Origin of the sequence: Fluviicola chungangensis (genome assembly GCF_007558725.1) — a bacterium.
GTDB lineage: Bacteria > Bacteroidota > Bacteroidia > Flavobacteriales_D > Crocinitomicaceae > Fluviicola > Fluviicola chungangensis.
This window is the reverse complement of record NZ_VLPL01000004.1, coordinates 291,232-312,786: the sequence shown is the minus strand read 5'-3', so window position 1 is coordinate 312,786 and position 21,555 is coordinate 291,232. Positions and strand designations below refer to the sequence as shown.

The 21,555-nt window shown below is 43.7% G+C and carries 21 protein-coding genes; 5 read left to right on the top strand and 16 right to left on the bottom strand.

Going from position 1 to position 21,555, the window contains the following annotated elements:
• The 10 genes from FO442_RS10200 to hemN all read right to left on the bottom strand — a co-directional run bounded on the left by FO442_RS10200 (window position 1) and on the right by hemN (window position 10,877).
• Window positions 1–420 (bottom strand): DUF3788 domain-containing protein, encoded by a 420-nt coding sequence (locus FO442_RS10200; protein ID WP_144333080.1) that lies wholly within the window; start codon window positions 418–420, stop codon window positions 1–3.
• Between the two features lie 35 nt (window positions 421–455).
• Window positions 456–1,181 (bottom strand): sulfite exporter TauE/SafE family protein, encoded by a 726-nt coding sequence (locus tag FO442_RS10195; RefSeq protein WP_144333079.1) that lies wholly within the window; start codon window positions 1,179–1,181, stop codon window positions 456–458.
• Window positions 1,181–1,606 (bottom strand): FixH family protein, encoded by a 426-nt coding sequence (locus tag FO442_RS10190; protein ID WP_144333078.1) that lies wholly within the window; start codon window positions 1,604–1,606, stop codon window positions 1,181–1,183. The genes FO442_RS10195 and FO442_RS10190 overlap by 1 nt, the downstream gene beginning before the upstream one ends.
• Window positions 1,607–1,626: 20 nt before the next feature.
• Complete coding sequence (gene ccoG, locus FO442_RS10185) at window positions 1,627–3,015, bottom strand: cytochrome c oxidase accessory protein CcoG (protein ID WP_144333077.1); 1,389 nt, start codon at window positions 3,013–3,015, stop codon at window positions 1,627–1,629.
• A 42-nt stretch (window positions 3,016–3,057) separates the two neighbouring features.
• A complete protein-coding gene (locus FO442_RS10180) occupies window positions 3,058–4,437 on the bottom strand; it encodes a c-type cytochrome (RefSeq protein WP_144333076.1) in 1,380 nt (459 codons plus the stop codon).
• Window positions 4,434–4,631, bottom strand: coding sequence for a cbb3-type cytochrome c oxidase subunit 3 (locus FO442_RS10175; protein ID WP_144333075.1), 198 nt, complete (start codon window positions 4,629–4,631; stop codon window positions 4,434–4,436). Before FO442_RS10175 ends, FO442_RS10180 begins: the two co-directional genes overlap by 4 nt.
• A gap of 4 nt (window positions 4,632–4,635) precedes the next feature.
• Window positions 4,636–6,822, bottom strand: a complete 2,187-nt coding sequence (gene ccoN, locus FO442_RS10170) for a cytochrome-c oxidase, cbb3-type subunit I (RefSeq protein WP_144333074.1) — start codon at window positions 6,820–6,822, stop codon at window positions 4,636–4,638.
• Entirely contained in the window at window positions 6,791–6,985 is a 195-nt protein-coding gene (ccoS, locus tag FO442_RS10165) for a cbb3-type cytochrome oxidase assembly protein CcoS (protein ID WP_281281576.1), read from the bottom strand. Before ccoS ends, ccoN begins: the two co-directional genes overlap by 32 nt.
• A 124-nt stretch (window positions 6,986–7,109) precedes the next feature.
• Window positions 7,110–9,497, bottom strand: coding sequence for a heavy metal translocating P-type ATPase (locus tag FO442_RS10160; RefSeq protein ID WP_144333072.1), 2,388 nt, complete (start codon window positions 9,495–9,497; stop codon window positions 7,110–7,112).
• Window positions 9,498–9,521: 24 nt separating this feature from the next.
• Window positions 9,522–10,877, bottom strand: a complete 1,356-nt coding sequence (gene hemN / locus FO442_RS10155; RefSeq protein WP_144333071.1) for an oxygen-independent coproporphyrinogen III oxidase — start codon at window positions 10,875–10,877, stop codon at window positions 9,522–9,524.
• A gap of 586 nt (window positions 10,878–11,463) precedes the next feature.
• Between hemN and FO442_RS10150 the strand changes: the two genes are divergently transcribed.
• Complete coding sequence (locus tag FO442_RS10150; protein WP_144333070.1) at window positions 11,464–12,285, top strand: universal stress protein; 822 nt, start codon at window positions 11,464–11,466, stop codon at window positions 12,283–12,285.
• 145 nt (window positions 12,286–12,430) lie between these two features.
• Here the strand turns inward: FO442_RS10150 and FO442_RS10145 are convergent, their stop codons facing one another.
• The 4 genes from FO442_RS10145 to FO442_RS10130 form a co-directional block, all read right to left on the bottom strand.
• Entirely contained in the window at window positions 12,431–12,880 is a 450-nt protein-coding gene (locus FO442_RS10145) for an Hsp20/alpha crystallin family protein (protein ID WP_144333069.1), read from the bottom strand.
• A 208-nt stretch (window positions 12,881–13,088) separates the two neighbouring features.
• On the bottom strand, window positions 13,089–14,459 hold the full coding sequence (locus tag FO442_RS10140; protein ID WP_186280039.1) for a T9SS type A sorting domain-containing protein: 1,371 nt from the start codon (window positions 14,457–14,459) through the stop codon (window positions 13,089–13,091).
• A gap of 9 nt (window positions 14,460–14,468) precedes the next feature.
• Window positions 14,469–15,878, bottom strand: a complete 1,410-nt coding sequence (locus FO442_RS10135) for an autotransporter outer membrane beta-barrel domain-containing protein (RefSeq protein ID WP_144333067.1) — start codon at window positions 15,876–15,878, stop codon at window positions 14,469–14,471.
• 177 nt (window positions 15,879–16,055) lie between these two features.
• Complete coding sequence (locus FO442_RS10130) at window positions 16,056–16,475, bottom strand: hypothetical protein (RefSeq protein ID WP_246073838.1); 420 nt, start codon at window positions 16,473–16,475, stop codon at window positions 16,056–16,058.
• Window positions 16,476–16,840: 365 nt separating this feature from the next.
• On the opposite strand from FO442_RS10130, the gene FO442_RS10125 reads away from it, so the two are divergent.
• Both FO442_RS10125 and FO442_RS10120 read left to right on the top strand, forming a co-directional pair.
• Window positions 16,841–17,167: a hypothetical protein gene (locus FO442_RS10125; RefSeq protein WP_144333066.1), complete on the top strand. Its 327-nt coding sequence runs from the start codon at window positions 16,841–16,843 to the stop codon at window positions 17,165–17,167.
• Between the two features lie 57 nt (window positions 17,168–17,224).
• Window positions 17,225–17,407: a DUF6496 domain-containing protein gene (locus tag FO442_RS10120; RefSeq protein ID WP_144333065.1), complete on the top strand. Its 183-nt coding sequence runs from the start codon at window positions 17,225–17,227 to the stop codon at window positions 17,405–17,407.
• Between the two features lie 101 nt (window positions 17,408–17,508).
• Here the strand turns inward: FO442_RS10120 and FO442_RS10115 are convergent, their stop codons facing one another.
• A complete protein-coding gene (locus tag FO442_RS10115) occupies window positions 17,509–18,768 on the bottom strand; it encodes an MFS transporter (RefSeq protein ID WP_144333063.1) in 1,260 nt (419 codons plus the stop codon).
• Window positions 18,769–18,967: 199 nt separating this feature from the next.
• Between FO442_RS10115 and FO442_RS10110 the strand changes: the two genes are divergently transcribed.
• Together FO442_RS10110 and FO442_RS10105 are read left to right on the top strand one after the other, a co-directional pair.
• On the top strand, window positions 18,968–19,423 hold the full coding sequence (locus FO442_RS10110; RefSeq protein WP_144333061.1) for a YbjN domain-containing protein: 456 nt from the start codon (window positions 18,968–18,970) through the stop codon (window positions 19,421–19,423).
• 43 nt (window positions 19,424–19,466) lie between these two features.
• The gene (locus tag FO442_RS10105; RefSeq protein WP_144333059.1) at window positions 19,467–19,763 is read left to right on the top strand and encodes a hypothetical protein; all 297 of its coding nucleotides are present in this window, start codon (window positions 19,467–19,469) and stop codon (window positions 19,761–19,763) included.
• Between the two features lie 887 nt (window positions 19,764–20,650).
• Here the strand turns inward: FO442_RS10105 and FO442_RS10100 are convergent.
• Complete coding sequence (locus FO442_RS10100; protein WP_144333057.1) at window positions 20,651–21,532, bottom strand: alpha/beta hydrolase; 882 nt, start codon at window positions 21,530–21,532, stop codon at window positions 20,651–20,653.
• Between the last annotated feature and the right edge of the window lie 23 nt (window positions 21,533–21,555).

Below are 21,555 nucleotides of genomic sequence, written 5' to 3'. Positions count from 1 at the left end.
CTAATGGCTTAATTTGATTGCGATGAGTTGCTTCACATCACTTATAAGCGATTCGTCCCGGATATCTATCCGGATACCTCTTCCTTCAGCATACACTTTGGCTGATTTCAACAATTCCCTAATAACCGGTGCCAGTGTGCTTTCCAGAATGGTGTCCGTTGCTTTCTGACCGAAAACGAAAGCAGCTTTGAAATATCCTTCCCTTGGGAGCAGGTAAACGATGACGCGTTTTTTGTCTTTTATCCTGAAGCTCCAGCCGTATTTGGCTCCGGAATAATGCCATTCATCCAGGGCATCCGGGAATAATTCATGGACATGATCACGAATGGCATTCCATAAGGGATAAGTTTCTTTCAGTGCGCCTGGTAAATCACCGGCTTGAGGAATAACGGTCTTATCTGTAAATATGCTGGTATCCATAAACCGAAGATAGGGAATAATTGTATTTGATCAGATCAGTTTTTGGGTTTGTGACATTCAATCACCAGCGTCTTGGGATGTCCCACTTGAGTTTGCTGTTCCATTTTGGGGCTTAAAACCGGGATACCTAGATTGGCCCCCCGCAAGATTACCAACACCCCGATAAGAGATAAAAGGTAAGGAAAAGCGGTGGTTAGTTTCAAGCGAAAAGTTTGATTGATGCGTTGAGCAAAAAAGCCCACCCCAACCAGCGCCGGAAGAGTTCCGGCACCAAATGCAGCCATTGCGCTGGCACTTCCGATTGGGTTCTCGGCCAAAAGAGCGTTGGTCAAAGCCAGGAAAATCATCCCGCAGGGAAGCAGCCCGTTTAACAACCCGATTCCGAACAATTTCAGCGATCCGTTTTGACGAAGCAATTGGGACATCATCCGGGAAACCCATCTTTGGAAACGGGGCGTATGGAGTTCCACATGCTTCAGCCAGTGCTTTCGCCAGGCAACAGCGATCAATCCGATACCGAAAAGAATACTCAGGATTTGGAATAAACGGAATACATGGAGCGAAAATCCAATGCTTCCGATCAGGAATCCCAAAAGCGTATACGTAGTTATCCGGCCGATATTTGCGGTTAAGATCCCGATCAGTGTATGTACCGGTGATTTCCTGCTTAACGGAAGTGCGAGCGCGATTGGCCCGCACATTCCGATGCAGTGAAACGACCCCGCAAGCCCCAAAAAGAATGAACTAATCAGGAAAATCATTACTGAATGGTAACTTGCTGAGACATTTCGTAGTGTTTATCCTGAATTGAACCTTGTATAGTGCAGTTAAACACCCCTTTAGGAAGTTTGGTTGTTGGAATAAACACCCGTTCGATGGGTTTCATAGTGAAGGTAACATCCTTGCTCTTGTCGTTCGGACGTTGAAAATGAATGGTCACTTCATCCGATTGAAAATACTTCGGAAAATGGATCAGAATGCTGTCTGCTTTGCTTTCCAGGCTGATTTTTTCATTCGCTGAAGCATAGTTTTTTTGTGCATTTAGCTGATCGTCATAATTCAATTCGCGGGTGTAGTAATCTTCTTCCACCAAATCAATTTTTTGGCGCATCATGATGGTTACCAGCGTAAGGATAAAGGCCATGAACAGAACCATTCCTATAATTATTCGTTTTCCCCAATTCATTTTTTCTATGGTTTATGTGTCTAAAAACTTGGTCCGATCACCTTGACTTTAACGCGATCAATTTCTTTTCCGTTCCCTAAGATGATGATGTCAATTTTACGGGTTCCTTTTTCAATGAATCCGTAAGGGAAACGCGCCAGGAAACGTTCGCGGATATGTTTCTGTCCCGGAAGTTCCAGTGAATCATTTGCCAGTTCCAGTTTTACGGAAGGATCAGCGGAAACCAGTTTCACATGGAAAAGTTCCTTTGTTTTGTTCGTCAGATCAATCTCAAAAATATTGCTGATGTCTTTTTCCTGTGTGATCTGGTAGGTGGATCCGCGCTGGCGTAAAATGGTCGTAGAGAAATCTTCCCGCATGACCAGCATGGTGATCCAAACTCCGATCAGTATAATTAACAAGACCGTGTAGGAAATAACTCTCCGGGTCCACTGGAAACGCGTGCGGTTTTTGATCCCGTTTTCCGAAACGAACCGGATTAATCCTTTTTCCAGCCCGACTCCTTCCATCATGGAGTCACAGGCATCGATACATGCTGTACAGTTTACGCATTCCAACTGTGTTCCGTTCCGGATATCAATTCCGGTCGGACAAACATGAACGCATTGGGCACAATCAATACAATCGCCTTTTTTTGCACTCGGCCTGTCTTCTCCTTTTCTGAATTTAGCACGTGTTTCCCCGCGTACATAGTCGTATGCGACCACCATGGAGTTTTGGTCCAGGAGCACTCCCTGTAACCGTCCGTAAGGACAGATCGTGGTACACACCTGTTCACGCAACCACGAAAAAACGAAGTAAAACAGGGTGGTGAATATCCCGATAGAAATCAATCCGCCGATATGCAGATGAACAGGTTCCGTAATAATTTTAAGCAGGGCGCGACTTCCGATGATGTAAGCCAGGAAAATATTCGCGATTACAAAGGATATCAGCCAGAAAAGACTGTGTTTCAGGATTCGTTTTCCTATTTTTTGCGCATTCCAGGCTTGTTTGTCCAGTGCCTTTTGTTGTGTCCAGTCGCCATCGATCCAGTACTCTATGCGCCGAAAAACAAACTCCATAAAAATAGTCTGGGGACAGAACCAGCCACAAAACAGCCGCCCGTAAATAATCGTAAACAGAATTACGAAAACAATTCCGATTATTAGCATCACAGCGAACAAGTAAAGGTCTTGTGGCCAGAACGTCGCCCCGAATAGGGAAAATCTCCGTTCCAGGATATTCAATTCAATAAGTTGATCCCCATTGACGGTTATGAATGGTGCGCTTAATAAGAAAAGTAAAAGAGCATAGCTGATTAATTTTCGGCGATTGGTGAACTTACCTTTCGGTTTTTTCGGATAGACCCAAACACGCTTTCCTTCCTGGTTAACTGTTGCAATATGATCTCTAAATTCTTCTTCCATGGCTCATTGCTTTCGAAATACCCCGAAATAGGAGTCCTTCATTTATTTTTTTGGAAATTCTTTTCCCTGTGGCTCTTTCCCGGGTTTATATTTCAGGCTTAAGACATAGGATGCCACCTGTTGCAGCTGGATCGGGTTTAGCTTGGAAGCATGTTCGGGCATTCCATTGCTGGTCCCGTTTTTGATGGTCCCGAATACCGTTTTGATGTCGTTCCCGTATAACCAGAAGTTATCTGTCAGGTTCGGACCGATATCCCCGCTACCATCTTTATGGCAAGCTGTACAATTGATTTCGAATACTTGTTTTCCGCTTGCCAGTGCCGGTTGGTCGGAAAGCAGTGTCACGTTGTTTTCATCTACATTCATTGCGGCTTCTTTTAAATAGGCATCGATTTCCTTTTGTGCCTGCTTCATGGATTTGTTGTACTCCTCCGTTTGCAAATCGCCTGTATTGAACAGGTGGTAATTGAAAATATAGATGAATGCAAAAATGATACTTGCATAGAATCCCCAAACCCACCACGGTGGTAAATTATTGTCTAATTCCCGGATTCCGTCGTATTCATGGTCCATCAAAATGCTGCTTTCTTCTTCAATCGGAACAGAATCCACCAGGATTTTTACCGCTCTTTTTTGCGATTGTTTTGCCGCCTTTACTTTACGGGGATACACCATGTAATAAAAATCATTGAATAATCCGCGCAGGTAAAGTACCACGGTCAGCAGAATCAGGTCAATTCCGATGACTACATACAAATCGAATTTTTCAACCAGCAACCACGGGTATTGAGCTTCCGCCGGATTGGTTGGGTCGGGAGTACTCATCCCGTAAGAATAACCCGGGAAGAATGCTGCTCCAAGACCAATCAGGAGAATCAGCAACTTGCTCAGTTTCTCCTGGTCTCTCAGTTTTTGTTTGAAAACATCTGATTTCACAAAGGAAAGGATGGAACTGCTCATCAAAATAATGGCAAGCAATAAAACAATCATCAAGGTTCCCAATGCATAGAAGATGGTTAAATTTCCTTTGTAATCCGGGATAAGTTTAACTTCTTTCGGGGCTGTCGGATCTGTTTTTAGGGGTGGCGTATAGTTATCAATGTAATCCATGATCTGATCGATTTCCTCATTACTGGCTTGTTGCGGAGGCATTTCAGATCCTGAAAAATCTTTAATGGCCAAGGCCATTTTACTGTTACCTCCTGCAATCAAGCTTTTGGAATTCCGGACCCACTCGTATAATAACGTTCCTTCACCGGCATCGTTCCATTTTGCTTTTACTCCTTTGAGCCAGGGACCGGTAGAGTTTTTGTCTACGGCATGACAGGTATTGCATTTGGATTTAAATAAGGCTTCACCCTGACTGTAACCCGTTGTTTGGAGCAACATTGCGGCTAGAATAAGTAGTTGATGCATTTTCATAGCTTTTCATTTTGAGAAGTTAAATTGTCGGAACTAAGCGGAATGTTACTTAATTCTTCAACAGCAGACTTGTTCATTTTCCAGATTCGGATAAGTACCACCAGGAAGAAGAGAACAAAAATCATCAGGGAAAAAATTCCGTAAAATTCTACTCCCGATTCGCTTGCTAAATGGTGTTTGATAAATCGTAACATGAGCTTATTTTTTGGTTTGTTTCACTTTGATATCGGTTCCCATTCGCTGCAGGTATGCAATGAGGGCAACGATCTCTTTTCGTTTCAGTTCGTTGATCTTTGCATTTTTATCCTGGCCGTTCAATGCTATTTTCGGGGTGTTTTCCACGATGTCCGCAGCAATTACGGCAGCTTGTTTCTCCAGGTCGGCATGTGCTTTTTGGGCATATCCTTTTGGATAAGGAACTCCGAGTGTTTGCATCGCTTCAATTTTCTTAGGCAGCAAACCGGTATCCAAATCGTCTTCTTTTAACCACGGGTATGCAGGCATAACGGAACCGGGAGATAAGCCTTTCGGATCAATCATGTGTTTGTAATGCCACAGGTTTCCGCGTAATCCTCCTTCACGTGCCAGATCCGGACCGGTTCGTTTGGAACCCCATAAGAACGGGTGGTCGTACACATGTTCCCCGGCTTTGGTGTATCCGCCGCTTTCGGGAGTCGGAGCATAACGGGCTGTCTCAAAGCGCAAAGGACGGATCATTTGAGAGTGACAGTTATTACAGCCTTCCCGGATATAAATATCGCGGCCTTCCAGTTCCAGCGGAGAATACGGTTTGACACTGCTGATGGTAGGAACGTTGGATTTAACGGCTATCGTCGGGATAATCTCTGCCAAACCTCCGATTGCAACAACTACGATGCTTACCAGCATAAACCGAACCGGTTTTCCTTCAATCTTGCGGTGCCAGTATTCTTTGCCTTTCGTTATATGCGCTCTTTCTACGCTAACTTCCACGGTTTCGTCTGCTGCAAAAGAACCTTTTTTCACGGTTTTAACAACGTTGTAAACAAGCATCAATGCCCCGATGATGTATAAGAATCCTCCGATGGATCTTAGAATGTAATACGGTTTCATGTCGATCACGATCTCCAGGAAGTCTTTATGTACCAGGGTTCCGTCCGGGTTGAAATACTGCCAGCTCAATCCTTGCATGAATCCTGCAATATACATTGGGACCGCATACAGGATAATACCCAGTGTCGCAATCCAGAAATGCTGGTTTGCAAGTTTCCTGGAGTAAAGTTCTGTTTTGAACATTTTTGGGATTAACCAGTAAATCAATCCGAAAGTCATCATTCCGTTCCAGCCAAGTCCGCCAACATGCACGTGAGCAATGGTCCAGTCGGTAAAGTGAGAAAGCATATTCACGGATTTCAGGGAAAGCAGTGGTCCTTCAAATGTGGCCATACCGTAACAGGTTAAAGCAACCACCATGAATTTCAGCATCACGTCGTCACGCACCCGGTCCCACGCTCCGCGAAGTGTCAATAATCCGTTCAGCATTCCTCCCCAGGAAGGAGCGATCAGCATAACGGAAAATACGACACCCAGACTTTGTGCCCAGTCAGGAAGGGAAGAGTAAAGTAGATGATGAGGTCCGGCCCAGATATAAATGAAAATCAAAGCCCAAAAGTGAATGATGGACAACCGGTAAGAATACACCGGGCGATTAGCTGCTTTCGGTACAAAGTAGTACATCAAACCAAGGTAAGGGGTGGTCAGGAAGAATGCCACTGCATTGTGGCCATACCACCATTGCACCAACGCATCCTGTACACCTGCATACCAGGAATAACTTTTTAAGAAAGAGATCGGCAACTCGAATGAATTGAAGATATGCAGCATAGCAACGGTTACGAAGGTGGCAATGTAGAACCAAATCGCTACGTATAAGTGTTTCTCGCGTCGATTGAGAATAGTTGCAAACAGGTTCCATCCGAAAACCACCCAAATAATGGCAATCAAAATATCGATCCACCATTCCAATTCCGCATATTCTTTGCTGGACGAGATCCCAAATGGTAAAGTTAATACAGCGCATACAATGATAAACTGCCAACCCCAAAAGTTCAGGTAACTGAGCTTATCACTCCACATGCGTGTTTTCAGCAAGCGCTGAAGGGAGTAATAGACCCCCATAAAAATTCCGTTCCCCACGAAGGCGAAAATCACGGCATTGGTGTGCAAGGGTCTGATTCTTCCGAACGAGATATACCGGAATCCCAAATAATCGTTGAAAAATTCAGGAAAGGCCAATTGCAGGGCAGCAATTAATCCTACGAGCATTCCGATAACTCCCCAGAGAATGGTTGCGAATGCGAAGTTTTTGACAATCCTATTGTCGTACTTTACTGTTTGTATTTCCATCGTTGTTTTGATTTGTTTCATTGGTAGTTTGGTCGTCCTCGTAAAGAATGCGGACGCTTGGGGAATAGTCATCGTCGTACTGCCCGGTTCTGGCAGCCCAAAGAAAAATGACTAAGAAAAACACTGCTAAGCACAGACTTACAATGAGCATTATGTAGATCATTCCCATAATGCAAAGAACACAAGGAAACACTGGATAAAATATGACACAAGTAACCCGAGAAGCTGATTTATATCATGTTTTGAAAATCGGGATTGAAAAGCTGTCCGAACCTGCCTGGCTGGGGTTATTCTGATGCTGAACCGGTCTTGTGTGGAGGTAGTTCCCTGCGAAGGGTAAGAAAAGTCGCCAGGCTGACTACGGTAATGGAACTCAGGGGCATTAGAATGGTTGCCACAAAAGGAGTGAGTTGGCCGCTTACGGCAAAACCGATTCCTGTCAGGTTGTAACACAATGAAAAGGCAAAACAAATGCGTAAGAACCGTTTCCCGTTTCGGATATAGTGCAGGTAGGAATCCAGGTATTTCAGGTTCTCTGCTTTTAAGATGGCGTCAGAAGCAGGTGTGAAACGCACCAGGTCTTCGGAAAGAGCAATCCCGACAAAGGCTTCGTTCAACGCTCCGGCATCATTCAGCCCGTCACCGATCATTAGGGTGTAATTGCCCTTTGCCTGCAACCCTTGAATAAACTCCTTTTTTTGCAGTGGTTGCTGTTCGAAACGAAATTCGGTCCCGGAAGGAAAGATGGTCCGAAGTAAATCCAGGTCTTTCGGTTTATCGCCTGAAACAACGGCTAATGAATAGGTTGGTCCCAGGTTACGAATCAGTTCTTTTAATTGATGACGCAATTTCGACTGAAAGAGGAATGTTCCCACTAATTCTCCTTCACGGGCAAAATAAACAGCCGATTCATCCGTGTTTTGCTCTTTCAATCCGACGAAAGCGGCAGAGCCTAATTGGAATCCGTTCATGGAAATTCCCTTTCCGGTGATTTCAATCGCCTGCTGATCCGATTCAAAATCGGTCATACTTTCCGAGAGCAGAACATGAATGGCTTTCGCATATGGATGGACTGCATGTTTGGTCATTTGGAAAAGGGTTTCTTTATCCGATTTGGTAAGTGCCTTTCCGTTGTAATGGATTTGTTTGTGATCTTGCTCGGTCAAGGTTCCCGTTTTATCAAAAACCAGGTAATTGCATTGCTGAATGCGTTCGATGATTGCTGTATTCCGAAGGTAAAATCCTTTTTTTCCCAGTATCCGTAACATGTTTCCATAGACAAAAGGGACAGACAAAGCCAACGCGCAGGGACAGGCTACGATCAGGATTGCGGTAACAATTTCAGGAATTTGAACCGGATCAATCCAGATCCAGGCAATGGAAGCGGCAAGTGCCAATCCGATCACGGCAGCGATAAAGTATTTTGAAATGCGGTCCTGCCGGGTTTGAAAGAACAGTTCTGTTTTCTTTGAATGTCCATCGTTCCAGAGTTGGGTTAAAATACTTCGCTCTGTTGTTTTGGAAACAACCAGCCGGACGGTTTCACCCATGCTTTTTCCACCTGCATACAGCAAATCTCCTTTTTTCTTTTCAATCCAGTCTGCTTCACCGCTTACAAAGCTGTAATCAAGCGTGGCTTTGTCGGAAAGCAGGATACAATCACAGGGAATAATTTCTTCGTTGCGGATGAGAATTTCATCCCCGACCTGTAACTCGTCGATGGAGCAAAGCACCGTATGATCCCCCATTTTTTTAATTACCGCCACCGGGAAGTACGATCTGAAATCGCGTTCAAAAGATAACCATTGGTAAGTTTTCCCTTGGAACCATTTTCCGATCAACAGGAAAAAGATGAAGGCTGCAAAGGAATCCATGTAACCCGGACCTTCCTGGTTGAAAATGGCAACGCAACTCCGGATGTACAGCGCAAGGATCCCGATCGCAATCGGAATGTCGAGATTCAGGCTACGCAAACGGATTCCTGCCATGGCCGATTTAAAATAATCCTGTGCTGAAAAAAGCAATACCGGTATGGACACGGCAAAAGAAAGATAGGAGCTCAGGTTCCGGATCCCGGAGTACGTGTGGTCAATTCCAAGGTATTCGGGGAAACTCCAAAGCATGATACTTCCGAAGGCAAAACCGGCAATTCCCAACTGGAATAACAACCGTTTATTAAAAGTACCGGTCGATTTGTCGATGACCTTGAAATCGGGTTCGTACCCGATCTTTGTCAGCAAAACAGCGAGTTCGGAAAGTTTGATTTGTTCCAGGTTAATGGTAATGGTAGCAGTTTTCTTGGGGAAGTGGATCGTAGATCGCAAAATCCCTTCGTTTAAGCGGTGTAAATGTTCGAGGAGAAAAATACAGCTTGCACAATGGATCTGGGGCAGGTGCAAAGTGATCTTAACGATCGATCCTTCCTGGAAATCAATGTATTTTTTGCGCAGTTCTTCGTCGTCCAAAACGGCAAAATTTTCTTGCAAAACAGCATTCGGACGGATACCGGCACGGGCATCCTGTTCGTAGTAAGAACCCAGTGAATGAGCTGAAAGCAATTGGTAAACCTGTTTACAGCCGTTGCAGCAAAAGGCATGTTCATCCGCATAGAATACGGTGTTCGGCAAGACATCATGACAATGGTAGCATGTCTTTTCCTCGGTCTGGTTTTGCATAATCGGTCTTTTTCTAATACTGTTCTAAATGGTCATGCTGAATCGTTTCACTGCGTGCTGATCTTTTAAATAAGCATCGAAGGCCATGCAACAATTGCGGACAAACGGAATTCCTTTGGGAAGAACGCGAATGGTATCCCCGTCCCATGCAACCAATCCGTCCGAAACCAGTTCGGACAATTGCAATTCCAGTTCCAGGCGGCTCAACAGCGTGTCTTTTGGAAGTTCTGTTTCAAAATGGCACATCAGGTTCAGGATATGTCGGCGAATTTCCACGTCCATGGCACTCATATGATGTCCGCGTGTAATCGGCAGCCGGTCGCTTTCAATTAGTTGCAGGTAGCGTTCGGTTGTTTTTTCATTCTGGGCAAAACCAAATGTACATTCTGAAATAGCCGACATTCCCAGCCCGATCAGCAAATTGGAAGCGTTCGGGGTATATCCCATGAAATTCCGGTGCAATTTTTTTTCCCTGGTTGCTTTTGCCAACGAATCATCTGGCAGAGCGAAATGGTCCATCCCGATTTCAAGGTACCCGTTTGCAACAAGCAGTTGTTTGGATAGTTCGTAAATTTCCCGTTTCAGATTTGGTTCCGGAAGATCCGATTCGCTGTATCCGCGTTGCCCCGTTCCCTTTATCCAGGGCACATGCGCATAAGAATACAAGGAGATCCGTTCTGGTTTTAATTCCAGGGTTCGCTGAACGGTATCTTGAAATCCGGCAAGTGTTTGTTTGGGTAATCCGTAAACCAGGTCGTGGGAAATAGCATTGAAACCTACGTTTTTTGCCATTTGGTGACAAGCCGTAACGAGTTCGAATGACTGAACCCGGTGAATAGCCTTCTGAACTACCTGGTCGTAATCCTGGATCCCGAAACTGACTCTCCGGAATCCCTGTCGGTGCAGTGCTTGTAAATGTTCAAAGCTGGTAGAATTGGGGTGCGCTTCGAAACTCAACTCAGCTTCCGGTGTGAAAGGGAATAGGTTCCGTATTCCATCAATCAGGCGATTTAGTTCTTCGGGGGCAAAGAATGTCGGAGTTCCGCCACCCAGGTGCAACTCGTGAATAAGCGAACCTTTGTCGAGTGAAGCGGATAGAAGTTCCCATTCTCTGAGTACCGCGTCGATGTATCTTTTCTCTACCGCATGGTTGGTGGTGATGTGTTTATGGCATCCGCAAAAAGTACACAGGGAATCACAGTAGGGCAGGTGAATGTATAAAGCCAATCGTTTGGATCGGTCATCGTGTTGTGAAACCCGGATCAGTTCGCACCATTGGTCGGCTTCCCATTGTGGCACATTCCAATACGGAACAGTAGGATAAGACGTGTATCGTGGTCCTGGAATATTATATTTTGCAATCAGACCGGTATCTGTCATGGCTTTTTTTTGCAAAATTATCAGGAGGGAAACACTTAAAAAATGATGTAGATCACCCATTAAACATCAGCTTCGTTTTATCTGGCCTTGATTCGGGGTGTTTTTCAATTAAGTAGTGTCCCAGAATATAGGTGATAAACAATTTTTCACGCAGATGTCGCGGATTACGCAGATAATATATAATCAAAATCTGCGCTCCGACCATGTCGGAGTCCATATAATCTGCGTGCTCTAAAAAAAAAAATCACCTAAACTTTAGGACAATGCATTCAATTAAAAGGGTTCTCAGGAATCCCCGGGAACCCTTTTGGGTTGGTTATTGAAATTGTAATGATGATGCAAATAAAGGGATTGGATGAATGGATAAAAATGATGTTTGTCAAAGAATATACTGATACATGTCAATGGAACTAAATGAATGAAGATCATAAGGTTATATGATGGATGTCAAAAAACGGGAAGGGATAGAGAACTACTTTTGTCTAAGTAAACGTATCGGAGGCCCGTCTTCAGCCTTACTGTAGAAATGAAGAAACTTCCGTGCATTTGTTGGGACATTTATATTAATCTCTTATTGTAATAGCTTATGAAAACAATGTTGGTACCGGTCGATTTTTCGCAGGCATGTGATAATGCACTGGATTATGCGTTGAAGTTTGCTCAAAAAGCGAAACTTCACATCCACTTACTTAACGTCTATGACTATGCATTTGTATCAACGGATCCGTACATTTGGGTTCCGTCGAGTGACGAACTGGTTGAAGAAAATCTGAAACGGCTGGAAATCATGCGTGAAAAAATTCATCAGCAGTTTGGTAAGGAATTGAAGGTGACATGTCATTGTCAACCAGGGACGGTGATTGATACCGTGAATGCATTCGCTGAAAAACACCACGTGGATTTAATCATTATGGGAATGCAGGGCGGTGGTTTTGTTTCCGAAAAAATAATAGGAAGCACTGCTACTTCATTGATGCGGGAATCTGTTTGCCCGGTAATGGGCATTGGTAAAGAAGTGAAATTCCATGGACTGGACCGGATTGTTTTGGCGACCGATCATCAGGATGCAGATTATAAGAAGATACTCAAACCGCTGAAGGATCTGATTGCCATCTTCCAGGCACATTTGTATGTACTCTACGTGGTCGAACCGGTGGTGAAACTTGAAGAAGGAATCGTAACGGGTCTTCAGGTGATGCGTGCGCTGGAAGATATTCCTTACACGGAGCATACACTTGCTCATGACGATGTTGCATCTGCAGTCAGCCAATTTGTGGAGGACAAGGCAATCAATATGGCTGTCATTATTCCAAGGAAACACTCGTTTTTCTATTCTCTTTTTCACGAACCGAATACGAAAAAGCTGGCGTTCCAAACGAATGTTCCCTTACTGGCGCTCCATGAATAATTCCGGACTTAATCCCTGGAGTAATGCTTTTGGTCGGTGAAACGTTGCAAAATCTTGTAAAGAAAAAGAGCCGGAGCTTTCCTGACCGGCGCACAAAAATGGCTGTCTGAAAAGACAGCCATTCGGGAAAAATTTCAAGCGATGATCATGAGATTTCGATCTGCTTTGGAGCTTTCTTTTTTGCTTCCTCTTTTTTGGGAATAGACAGGTGCAAAAGTCCATTTTCATAACGGGCATTGATGTTCTCCTGGTCGACAACATCCCTTGGAAGCTCAAAACTTCGCTGGAAAGACTGGTAGCTGAACTCCCTGCGTGTATAACGGTCTTCCACCTCTTCACTGCTTTGTTGCTTAGAGGAAGAAATCGTTAGCAGGTTACCGTCAAGTGTGATCTTAAAATCCTTTTTGTCCATACCCGGTGCCGCAACTTCGACTTCATAATTGTTGCTTGTCTCGCGGATATTTACCGACGGCATAGTTGTACTTGTTGAAGAATAATTGTTGTTCCCCCAGTTCAACAGTTCACGACTAAAAAAATCGTCGAACATCGAGGGAAATACCGGGAATCTGTTCCCGTTCCTTTTTACTGGATTCATAACCTTACTTTTTTAAGTTAAACAAAATAATTAAAGAACACGAAAGGCTAAATGCCTTATAATGAGTTTTTCCGCAAATAAAATGCCAGTGTGTTTGAACTGATATTTTTTCAGGATAACTGACAAAATTGCTGTTTTCAACTAAAAAACAGGCTGCTTCCACGTTAATGAAAAACAGCCTGCGCTATTGTTAGTCACACTTCATGGATCAGTCCCTTACAAGGACCACTTTTTCATTGAAGTGCTTGGTTTTAGTTACGATTTTTAAGTAATAAACCCCATTCGGAAATGCACTGAAATCCACCTGTTTATTTTCCAGATCGACACCGGCATTTTCAAGGACTTTTCCTTCCGCATCCATAACAATCACATCCGTGATAGTTTCTTCCGTAAGAAGGTATACACTGCTTCGTGCCGGGTTGGGATAAATACTGAGTGTATTTTCCGGTGCAGAAAGACAACTTTTCAGGTAGATGATACCGTGAATCGTTTTTTCACCGTTCAGATCCGTTTGTGATAAACGATAATACTTACTTCTGTCTGATCCCGAAGTATCTGTCCAGGAATAGGTCGTTGGAGCAGTGCTGGTGCCTGCACCGTCAATCGTTGCGGCATAGTGCCAGTCGAGTGCATTCCAACTGCTTTCAATGGTGAAAAAGTCGTTTTGAAGTTCACTTTCCGTATTCCAGCGCAGAATAGCCTGTTTGTTTTCACATTGTGCTGCAAACCAACTGAGTGCTACCGGTAATGGATTGGATGCTGTAGAAGAAGCGAGCGTGAACGGTCCGAAACCCGTAACGGCCGCTGATGAAATCACTGTTCCGGTAGCGCTTGTACCTGTTGTTCCTCCGTTTCCCTTATCGGTCCATTGCGCTCCGTCCCAGCGCGCTACACGCAAATCCGTTGGGACAGTGACACCACAGCTTCGGGTATCCCAACTCAACGTAACCGCCACGTCGGAAGTACCGGTTGTGCGATTGAGCATCCAATATTCACACTCCGAAACGTGATGAAGGGCCGGTTCAAGGCTCGAGGTGCTGTAAAGTGCATTCGGCGATACCTGGAAATATTCGGCAGTGAACTGATCCGTGACAACGGCCGGAGCAGCAATAGCTATCGGTGCATAGACTACGTTTTTTCCGACAGGGAAAACAAAAGCTGTATTTCCGGTTTTAACCACCGGACCCGAAACGAAGCTGTTGTTACTCACTCCGCTGACAGCAGAAGTACTGGTCATCGTCAGGATATTGCCAGCTGTTGTATTCAAGTAACCGTCTGTAAAGGTCATGGTTCCCCGTACATTCAATGCCTGTGTCAGGTTAATTCCACTTGCGCTTGTGTTGTTCAGCGTCAGGTTGTTCAGGGTCATCACAACACTGCCTCCAATGGTTTGCAGGTTAGATCCTGCCAGGGTGATCAGTGCGCCGGAATCAGAAACGGTTCCATTGTTGGTCACATCGCCGTATATAGTCATGGTGGCACCTGTAAACGTTCGGAGATTTCCTGAATTCGTAACCTGTGCCCGAATTTCCGGGGTCCAGGCAAGAAAGAGGATACCGATGATAATAAACTGTCTCATAACCATGGTTTATTGTATGGATAGATTCAATGTCTGGACAGTGATATCAGTCGTTGCCGTCTGGTTTGCCACCCACACTTCAATATAATCGCCCGGCGCCAGTGTTACCCGGCAGGAGAGCGGTAAAGAGACCTGGTCGGTACTGTTTACCACCTTAATGTCCTGGCGGGATTCAGGAATAATCACGCCGTTTTTTGCAATGTAGAAGGAGAAAAACCGGTTGCTGTTGGGTTGTGTAATACTCAACGCACCCGATACAAAAAACGCACGAGTTTTACTTCCGTTATAAGTAAGCCGGTTGTTTGCCGGATTCGTAACGCGGAAAAGACCTGCCGAAGTAGTCGTTCCCAGTACTTTTACAGGGGTATTGCTAGCTGAGAACGTGGTTGCAACAGGTGTGGTGATGTAGATGTTCCCACCCGCAACTTCGTCCTTCTGTGTATTCAAGCCGGAAGCCTCCACTTCCCATGCATTGGAAAAGGTTCCTACTACATACGTTCCCGTACCCACAAACATGATTACCTTGGCGGATCCCACAGTGATACCGGTAATCCCGCTGATGTCAAGAGCCTTGGCTGAGTTTGCGGAAGTGGTTAAGCGGTCACCTCCCAGTAACTGGATCACATTAAACGTACCTATAAACCGTTCATAGGTGTTGGAATTGGAAGCATCCCAAAGCGTATTGTTGAGTACCACATTGTTGTCATTTTGAAAGGTAATCCCGTTTGTATTGGAAAAATAAGCAACCGTGGAAAAGAAAACCGTTCCGCCTACGCCTGAGATCGTACCCACACTGCTGCTTCCGAGGAAAAAACAGTTCTGTACAAGCAAATTGACGGTTGCGCCCAAAGCATTGATTCCAAATACACTTCCGGAAGCCGCGTTCAATGTCAGGTAACGGATGTTCCCGGTTTTGTCACCGGTAAATAAGGAACCTGTTCCGGTATAAATGAGTTTGTCGTTACCGGAATCATCACCTTTAACAGTACAACCATTCAGGTTAATGGAACTTGCAAGGGAAATGGTTCCGTTAATTTCGTATTCGGTTCCGGCTACCAGTGTAATCACACCTGCTACCGGGGCAGGTAAATCTGCTGCGGATTTCACCAGTACGTAATTGTCCCGGGCAACGCGGATCATGACCCAGCGCGAAGAATTCCAATAGTAATATCCATCCGGAAGTGTGCCGCCATCGCTGTAAACCAAAGTCCCCTCAGCGACAGTTGCAGTCATTGGTGCTGTGGCCGTCAAACTGTTCAGCTGTACCCTGGGAGGTAAGAAACCCTTATTGGTACTTTCCAGTTCAAGCATGGAATTTGCATTGATCGTGTTGGGATTGTCCCCGATCTTAACCTGTGCTGTCAATTGGGTAATGCCACTAACAGCAATGATGATTAAAAGAAATAGTTTTTTTTTCATAACTCGGATTTTTATGATGAACCTTAATAAAGAAATATCAGGTACAGCCTAAGCGTGTGAGCTATGAGATAAAATGATAGTGAATCTGTAGTAAGTTACAAAAGCAAGATGTAAAAAACAAAAAAAAGGAACTTTATTTAAGTCCCTCTCTTATCAGTTGCATTCGTTCTTTTCCTCTCAACCGGCTTCCTGGTCTTCGGGTCTTCCGTCAATGGGAGGATTGGTATTTGCCTTGGTAATTTCTTCTACCTGCTGCACGAATTCCGAAACTTTCTGATCCGTATAAACCCCATAGGCGTCCGTCAGTGTTCCTTTTTCACCCCGGCTCGTTTCCACTACATATAAGATCGCATTGTCTGAAGGATCAGATTCTCCTTCAAAGCGGTAAAAATTGATGATCTTGACTTCTTCGGGTGAATAGACCTCATGGGTTTCCAATGATTTTATTCCGTTTTTCAAGGCCTTAAATTGGGTCACATACCCTTCATGCGAGAGTTTACGTGTAGTGGAGGACAGTGTTTTCATAGAATCGTGATCGCTTCCTTCGCCTTTATCGGGTCTGTCCTTGAATTCGTGCATGCTGTTATCTGTTTCCATCTTTCCTTTATTTATTGATTACCAATCTTCAAAATAGACTTAAGCGGATCGGGACATCTTTAAAGTTAAGGCATTCTGTTCCGGGGAAAAAGTCTTTTATGATCATTTAGGATAAATTGGCGGATGGGTACTTGATTGTACCGAACCGGGCCCGGTGGAAGGATTCGGTGTTTTTACAGTGCGAAAATCACCTGTTTTTCTTTTCTGACGTAATAACGCAATATTACGTCGCGCTTTGCGGTACAAAGCTCCATTGTATTTCTCATGTTCATCAATGAGACACCACCATTTACATCCATTTTCCCCGATTTTACAAATGTTTTGGTTTTTTGTTTTTGGCAGAAATCCCCCCTAACTTTAAGAGTATGGAGTTTGAAATAAATGCGGTACAGTGGATTGGAATTTGTTTGATGGTGACTGGTCTGGTTTTGAATACTGCCATCTTTATTTTTTCGTATTATAAGATCGTGGCGGTCATTCACGAACAACAGGAAAAGAAAGGATATGAAAAAAAGAGTTTTCCCATTATCCGGTTTATTTTTCGCTTCAGGAAAGTGTTAAAAGAACTCACGGAAGGGGAGGAGGAACACAACTTTGAATTGGTCATTTCTTTCCTGAAATGGACCCTGTTACTTGCTGTTAGCATGATCATTTTGGGACTCCTTTTATTCCTTTGTGGTTTCTTATTCTAACACTGAGTCAAAGTCTTGATATTCTGATAGTATTGTGTAATCTTAATACCTGGGAAAATGGCAAAATACAGTAAAAAAGCAGGCGAAAAGGTGGAAAAAGCCATGCATGAAATGAAAGAAGGAAAGTTGAAAAGTGGTTCGGGAAAGAAAGTAACCAGTAAAAAACAGGCCATTGCTATCGGGCTTTCCGAAGCGCGTGAAGAGGGAGCAAAAGTCCCGAAAAAGAAGAAAAAGTCATAGGCTTTTGATCATTGAAAACAGCTAGGATGTTTGCACGTTGGGTACAGGCGGTGAAAAAGAACGGATTTTCAACTCTTTGATTACGGGGCTAATCCCGATTGCTATCTGGAAGAACGATCCAATTTAAAATACCACCAAGCCGCCATCCCTCCGATCAGCGAAAAAACCGCCAGCATCCAAAACACCTGCTGATGTCCTGAAATTCCTTTGGAATCATCCAATAATATTCCCATTGCCGGACCGGCAAAAATATCCGGTGTAAACCCGATCAATGAAATTACCCCGACAGCAGTTCCCGTAAGTTCAAGCGGGATACTGCCTTTTTCCATCACTGCAAAATACAGGCAGCGAGCAGCATACACACCCGTTACTACTATCAGGATGGAAACCAGGAATAAAAGGGTGGAGGAGCCGGAAACAAATCCCATAGCAAATAACAAAGCACCCGAAAACGAAACAATAAAACTCACAAACAATAAGGCCGTGGTTTGCCAGCGATCCGCCAGTATTCCGATTACAATCCCGATCAGGGGACGCACAAATAATAAAAAAGTACCGATTTGTGCGGATTCGACTCGGTTGTGATGCATCACATCCCGGGCATACAATGAAAATACGTCGGTGATTTTATACCCCACGTAAGCACACAAAATAATGACCATCAACAGCCAAACTGCCGGAAGGCGCAATACACGCTTGATCTGCGGGAAGGTAATCTTATGCACCTTGAGTTCTTCCTCTGTTTGTGGGGCCAGTTTCATAAAAAACCAGACGAGGATCCCAACCAAAATAATCATAAACGAAGAAATCAGGATAACCTGTCTGAAAGCCATTTTACTTTCGGGAACCGTTGCCTCGGAAAGTTTCGAATGCAGGAAAAGTGAAAAAACAAGTAGACCTATGGTGCCGAACAATGCTCCAACTAAACCGCGTCCTCCATCCAGGAAACCAAAGGCTTTTCCTTGCGAAGTTTTTCCTCCCCAAACCCGGGTTGCCTTGATCATGGGTGCCCAAAATAAAAAGATCGTAGTGAAGCCCCAATAACCATAGAGGAATTTTAGGATCGTGAAGCCGGGAAATGTTGCATAGACAAATCCACCCAGTGCAGTCATCCAAAGAGCAACCGCAATCAGCTTCCGGGGAGCAAATCGATCTGCCAGCGGACCTCCCAGGAGATAGGATCCTAATGCAACGATCCCGTAAATCGAAAAACAGATGCCGAGTTGCAGATTATTCAGATCAAAGGCTTCCAGGACGATCGGTCTGAAAACCCGCGACAAAACAAAAGGAAGGATAAACACCGATTCGCCGGCTAAAATAAGCAGCAATAAAAAATACCACGGAGCTTTTTTCGGATTCATTGTCTTTCAGGGTTTTGAAACCTAAACATACGGATAAATGAGCTGAAATATGGAAAATATCAAAGATTCAGATCCAAAAAAAAGATAATCCAGCCAAGATTTTCGACTCTCGATGTCCCTCCTTGGCCCTTTAAAGATCCATATCCGAACATCCTAAAATCCATTTGACTCAAAACACTTTTTTTACTATTTTTCCAGCATGAATTTTGACTCAGTATGTTTCCTGATTGAGCAGAGTCTTGCTGAATTGGGAGTGGATCCGGGATTATGCCGAGGCGAAAAACCCGGACAATGGAATTTGACCTATAAAGGTTCAACCGTGTGGATTGATGTATTTAACTTTCCACAAAATCCCGATAAGTATTATTTCCAGGTCATGAGCCCTTTGTTGCGCATCCCTGACAGGAACCAGGAAGCTTTCTTTAAGAATTGCCTGGAGATTAATCATACCTTGTATGGATCTTGGATCAGCATCAAGGCTGATTGGACGTATGTGCTTTGCCTGCGTGAAGCGGATAACCTGGACAAAAGCGAAGTCGATGCGACTTTGGACCGGGTGGCTTTCTACTCTTCCGATTATTACGGAAAACTAACCTTCAAATACGAAGGTTGCTGGGACCCGAAACCAAATGATAAACCGGTGAATTTTAATTGATGATACTCGTCCCGGCCAACCGGGACGTTTTTTTTGATAATTAATGATCAACAAAAAAGGAAAGCGGAAAATTGTTTTTGAAGGGGAAACCTATTATTGGTTTGTGAAAAAGGAAAGCGAGGCTGATTTTTTATCCATTGGTTCGGAAGATAAATCAACCTTGATCTTATACCACATAAATCAGATTAATGATGAATTCATTCATCCAAAGATTGCGGTATTGCAAAGTGAAAAAATGTCTCCGGGAGCTTATTCATTTTTCCCACCTCTTTCTGATGAATCTATTTCGGGTTCCACCGTACGGGCAATTTTAAATTGGTATTTCATACAGGTGCGATAAAGTTTTGCGCTTCTTTTCAAATGTTAAAACTATCTCTACTGAAGTTATGGCTAATAGAAGTATGCTATAAACTTTGTGTACGGTTATAAACTGATTGTGTTTAGTAGTTATTATCCCCGCCTCAGTTTAATGATCTCAGTAGTGAATATCAAGCAAAAAAAAGAATAGTAAAGTATGGTTATCAGACAATTCATCAGATAGAGCAGCTCATTAGGATCTGCCCCATGGATATTAAAGGCGTTGGTAATATTGGATAGAAGAAAATAAGCCAATATGCTTAAGTCTATTTTTAGCTGAAACTTTATATTATCTGATTTCGGATTGATAAGGATGTCTGTTAGGTGCAGGAGGGTTGCTATGAAAATAACGATGTCTATCATCCTGGAAGTATTGATACTTAAAACTGAATTTGGGTCAAAGTAATCCATCCAAAGGAAATGGGTAACGAGAATCAAATACAATAAGACGTAAGAATATTTTTTCCAGATATTTGAGGTGTTAATAAATAAGAATGCAAATAATAAAGGAATGTGCAAAGAATAGTTGCTGATGATTACATAACAATTATAAATCCCCCTATGCGCCATGGGAACTGCAATTTCTTCCCCAATAAAAATAATGGTGAGGTAAAGTGTCAAAAATAAAACACTCAACTTGAAACTTCTTATAAAGGCTGCTTCTTTCCAGTCTCGGGGTAAATCCTTCACCGACTTTTTGAAATGATATATTAATATTATTGCCGAAAGGATAGCTAAAGCAAGGACTGATTGATTTATAACAAAAAACTTAAACACGGCACAATTTAATTATTTCTGTAAAGAATATAAAAGGGAACGACAAGCAAAACAGGATTAAGTTCCTGATTTGAAGTAGAAAAGAGTTGTTTCTTAAGGGAAGTAAGTGTTGACAAATACCAGAATCTTTGCGATACAATCATTGGATTGTGTTTGGTTCCAATTCCCGTGTCCTGCTCCCTGATACATCGTTGCCTGGTTATAGACTCCTTTTGCGTTCAATGCGTTGTGTAAAAGAGCCATTTGGGTAGCAGGAACCAATGGATCAGAATCTCCATAAAAAGAAATCGTTGGGGGAGAATCAGATGTCACACGAAGTGCCGGGCTCACCATTTCAACTCCGGCCTGATTTTGAGCTCCTCCGTTAATTAATACCGGATAAATAGAACTGTAAAGCGGATTGTCCAGGTAATTTGGATCTGTCAGATCACTTGGACCAACAGTATTGCAAATCCCTTTCACACAATGATTTGGGTCATATCCGTAGGAGTAAAGCAGTGAAAGGTGCCCACCGGCAGAAGCTCCGAACAAAAAGTAATTGGATGAAACAGAGTATTTGGGAAGACTTATTTCCGTCAGTGCGGCCTGGATATCGTCAAGCTGTTTTGGGAACGCCGGGCTTGATTGTGTTGCCAGGCGGTAATTGATATTGATTACTGCATGGTCCGGATAATACGTTTTCAGTGAGTTCATCAAATACGTGAAATCCGCTTTGTCACCACCACTCCATCCGCCGCCATGGATCAGGACAAACACTTTCGTTTGTGAATTCCGGTTTGCAGGCAGGTAGATATCCATTTTTTGCTGACTGTCTGTTCCGTAAGGAACATTCTGCAGATTGTATTCCTGGGTTGTTTCATAAATCGTTTCATCCGCAGGGTCCGGGTTATTCTTTTTACAAGCTGAAAGAACGATCAGCATAAGGAAAATGACCGGTGTGATCAGCTTTTTTGAAGAGCGGAGATTTAAATACATGGTTCAAGCATTTACGCTAAAGT

What these genes read in the sequence shown, in the direction of transcription:
- FO442_RS10200 (WP_144333080.1), bottom strand. Translation starts at nt 420, where the DNA reads ATGGATACCAGCATATTTACAGATAAGACCGTTATTCCTCAAGCCGGT.
- FO442_RS10195 (WP_144333079.1), bottom strand. Translation starts at nt 1,181, where the DNA reads ATGATTTTCCTGATTAGTTCATTCTTTTTGGGGCTTGCGGGGTCGTTT.
- FO442_RS10190 (WP_144333078.1), bottom strand. Translation starts at nt 1,606, where the DNA reads ATGAATTGGGGAAAACGAATAATTATAGGAATGGTTCTGTTCATGGCC.
- ccoG (WP_144333077.1), bottom strand. Translation starts at nt 3,015, where the DNA reads ATGGAAGAAGAATTTAGAGATCATATTGCAACAGTTAACCAGGAAGGA.
- FO442_RS10180 (WP_144333076.1), bottom strand. Translation starts at nt 4,437, where the DNA reads ATGAAAATGCATCAACTACTTATTCTAGCCGCAATGTTGCTCCAAACA.
- FO442_RS10175 (WP_144333075.1), bottom strand. Translation starts at nt 4,631, where the DNA reads ATGTTACGATTTATCAAACACCATTTAGCAAGCGAATCGGGAGTAGAA.
- ccoN (WP_144333074.1), bottom strand. Translation starts at nt 6,822, where the DNA reads ATGGAAATACAAACAGTAAAGTACGACAATAGGATTGTCAAAAACTTC.
- ccoS (WP_281281576.1), bottom strand. Translation starts at nt 6,985, where the DNA reads ATGATCTACATAATGCTCATTGTAAGTCTGTGCTTAGCAGTGTTTTTC.
- FO442_RS10160 (WP_144333072.1), bottom strand. Translation starts at nt 9,497, where the DNA reads ATGCAAAACCAGACCGAGGAAAAGACATGCTACCATTGTCATGATGTC.
- hemN (WP_144333071.1), bottom strand. Translation starts at nt 10,877, where the DNA reads ATGACAGATACCGGTCTGATTGCAAAATATAATATTCCAGGACCACGA.
- FO442_RS10150 (WP_144333070.1), top strand. Translation starts at nt 11,464, where the DNA reads ATGAAAACAATGTTGGTACCGGTCGATTTTTCGCAGGCATGTGATAAT.
- FO442_RS10145 (WP_144333069.1), bottom strand. Translation starts at nt 12,880, where the DNA reads ATGAATCCAGTAAAAAGGAACGGGAACAGATTCCCGGTATTTCCCTCG.
- FO442_RS10140 (WP_186280039.1), bottom strand. Translation starts at nt 14,459, where the DNA reads ATGAGACAGTTTATTATCATCGGTATCCTCTTTCTTGCCTGGACCCCG.
- FO442_RS10135 (WP_144333067.1), bottom strand. Translation starts at nt 15,878, where the DNA reads ATGAAAAAAAAACTATTTCTTTTAATCATCATTGCTGTTAGTGGCATT.
- FO442_RS10130 (WP_246073838.1), bottom strand. Translation starts at nt 16,475, where the DNA reads ATGGAAACAGATAACAGCATGCACGAATTCAAGGACAGACCCGATAAA.
- FO442_RS10125 (WP_144333066.1), top strand. Translation starts at nt 16,841, where the DNA reads ATGGAGTTTGAAATAAATGCGGTACAGTGGATTGGAATTTGTTTGATG.
- FO442_RS10120 (WP_144333065.1), top strand. Translation starts at nt 17,225, where the DNA reads ATGGCAAAATACAGTAAAAAAGCAGGCGAAAAGGTGGAAAAAGCCATG.
- FO442_RS10115 (WP_144333063.1), bottom strand. Translation starts at nt 18,768, where the DNA reads ATGAATCCGAAAAAAGCTCCGTGGTATTTTTTATTGCTGCTTATTTTA.
- FO442_RS10110 (WP_144333061.1), top strand. Translation starts at nt 18,968, where the DNA reads ATGAATTTTGACTCAGTATGTTTCCTGATTGAGCAGAGTCTTGCTGAA.
- FO442_RS10105 (WP_144333059.1), top strand. Translation starts at nt 19,467, where the DNA reads ATGATCAACAAAAAAGGAAAGCGGAAAATTGTTTTTGAAGGGGAAACC.
- FO442_RS10100 (WP_144333057.1), bottom strand. Translation starts at nt 21,532, where the DNA reads ATGTATTTAAATCTCCGCTCTTCAAAAAAGCTGATCACACCGGTCATT.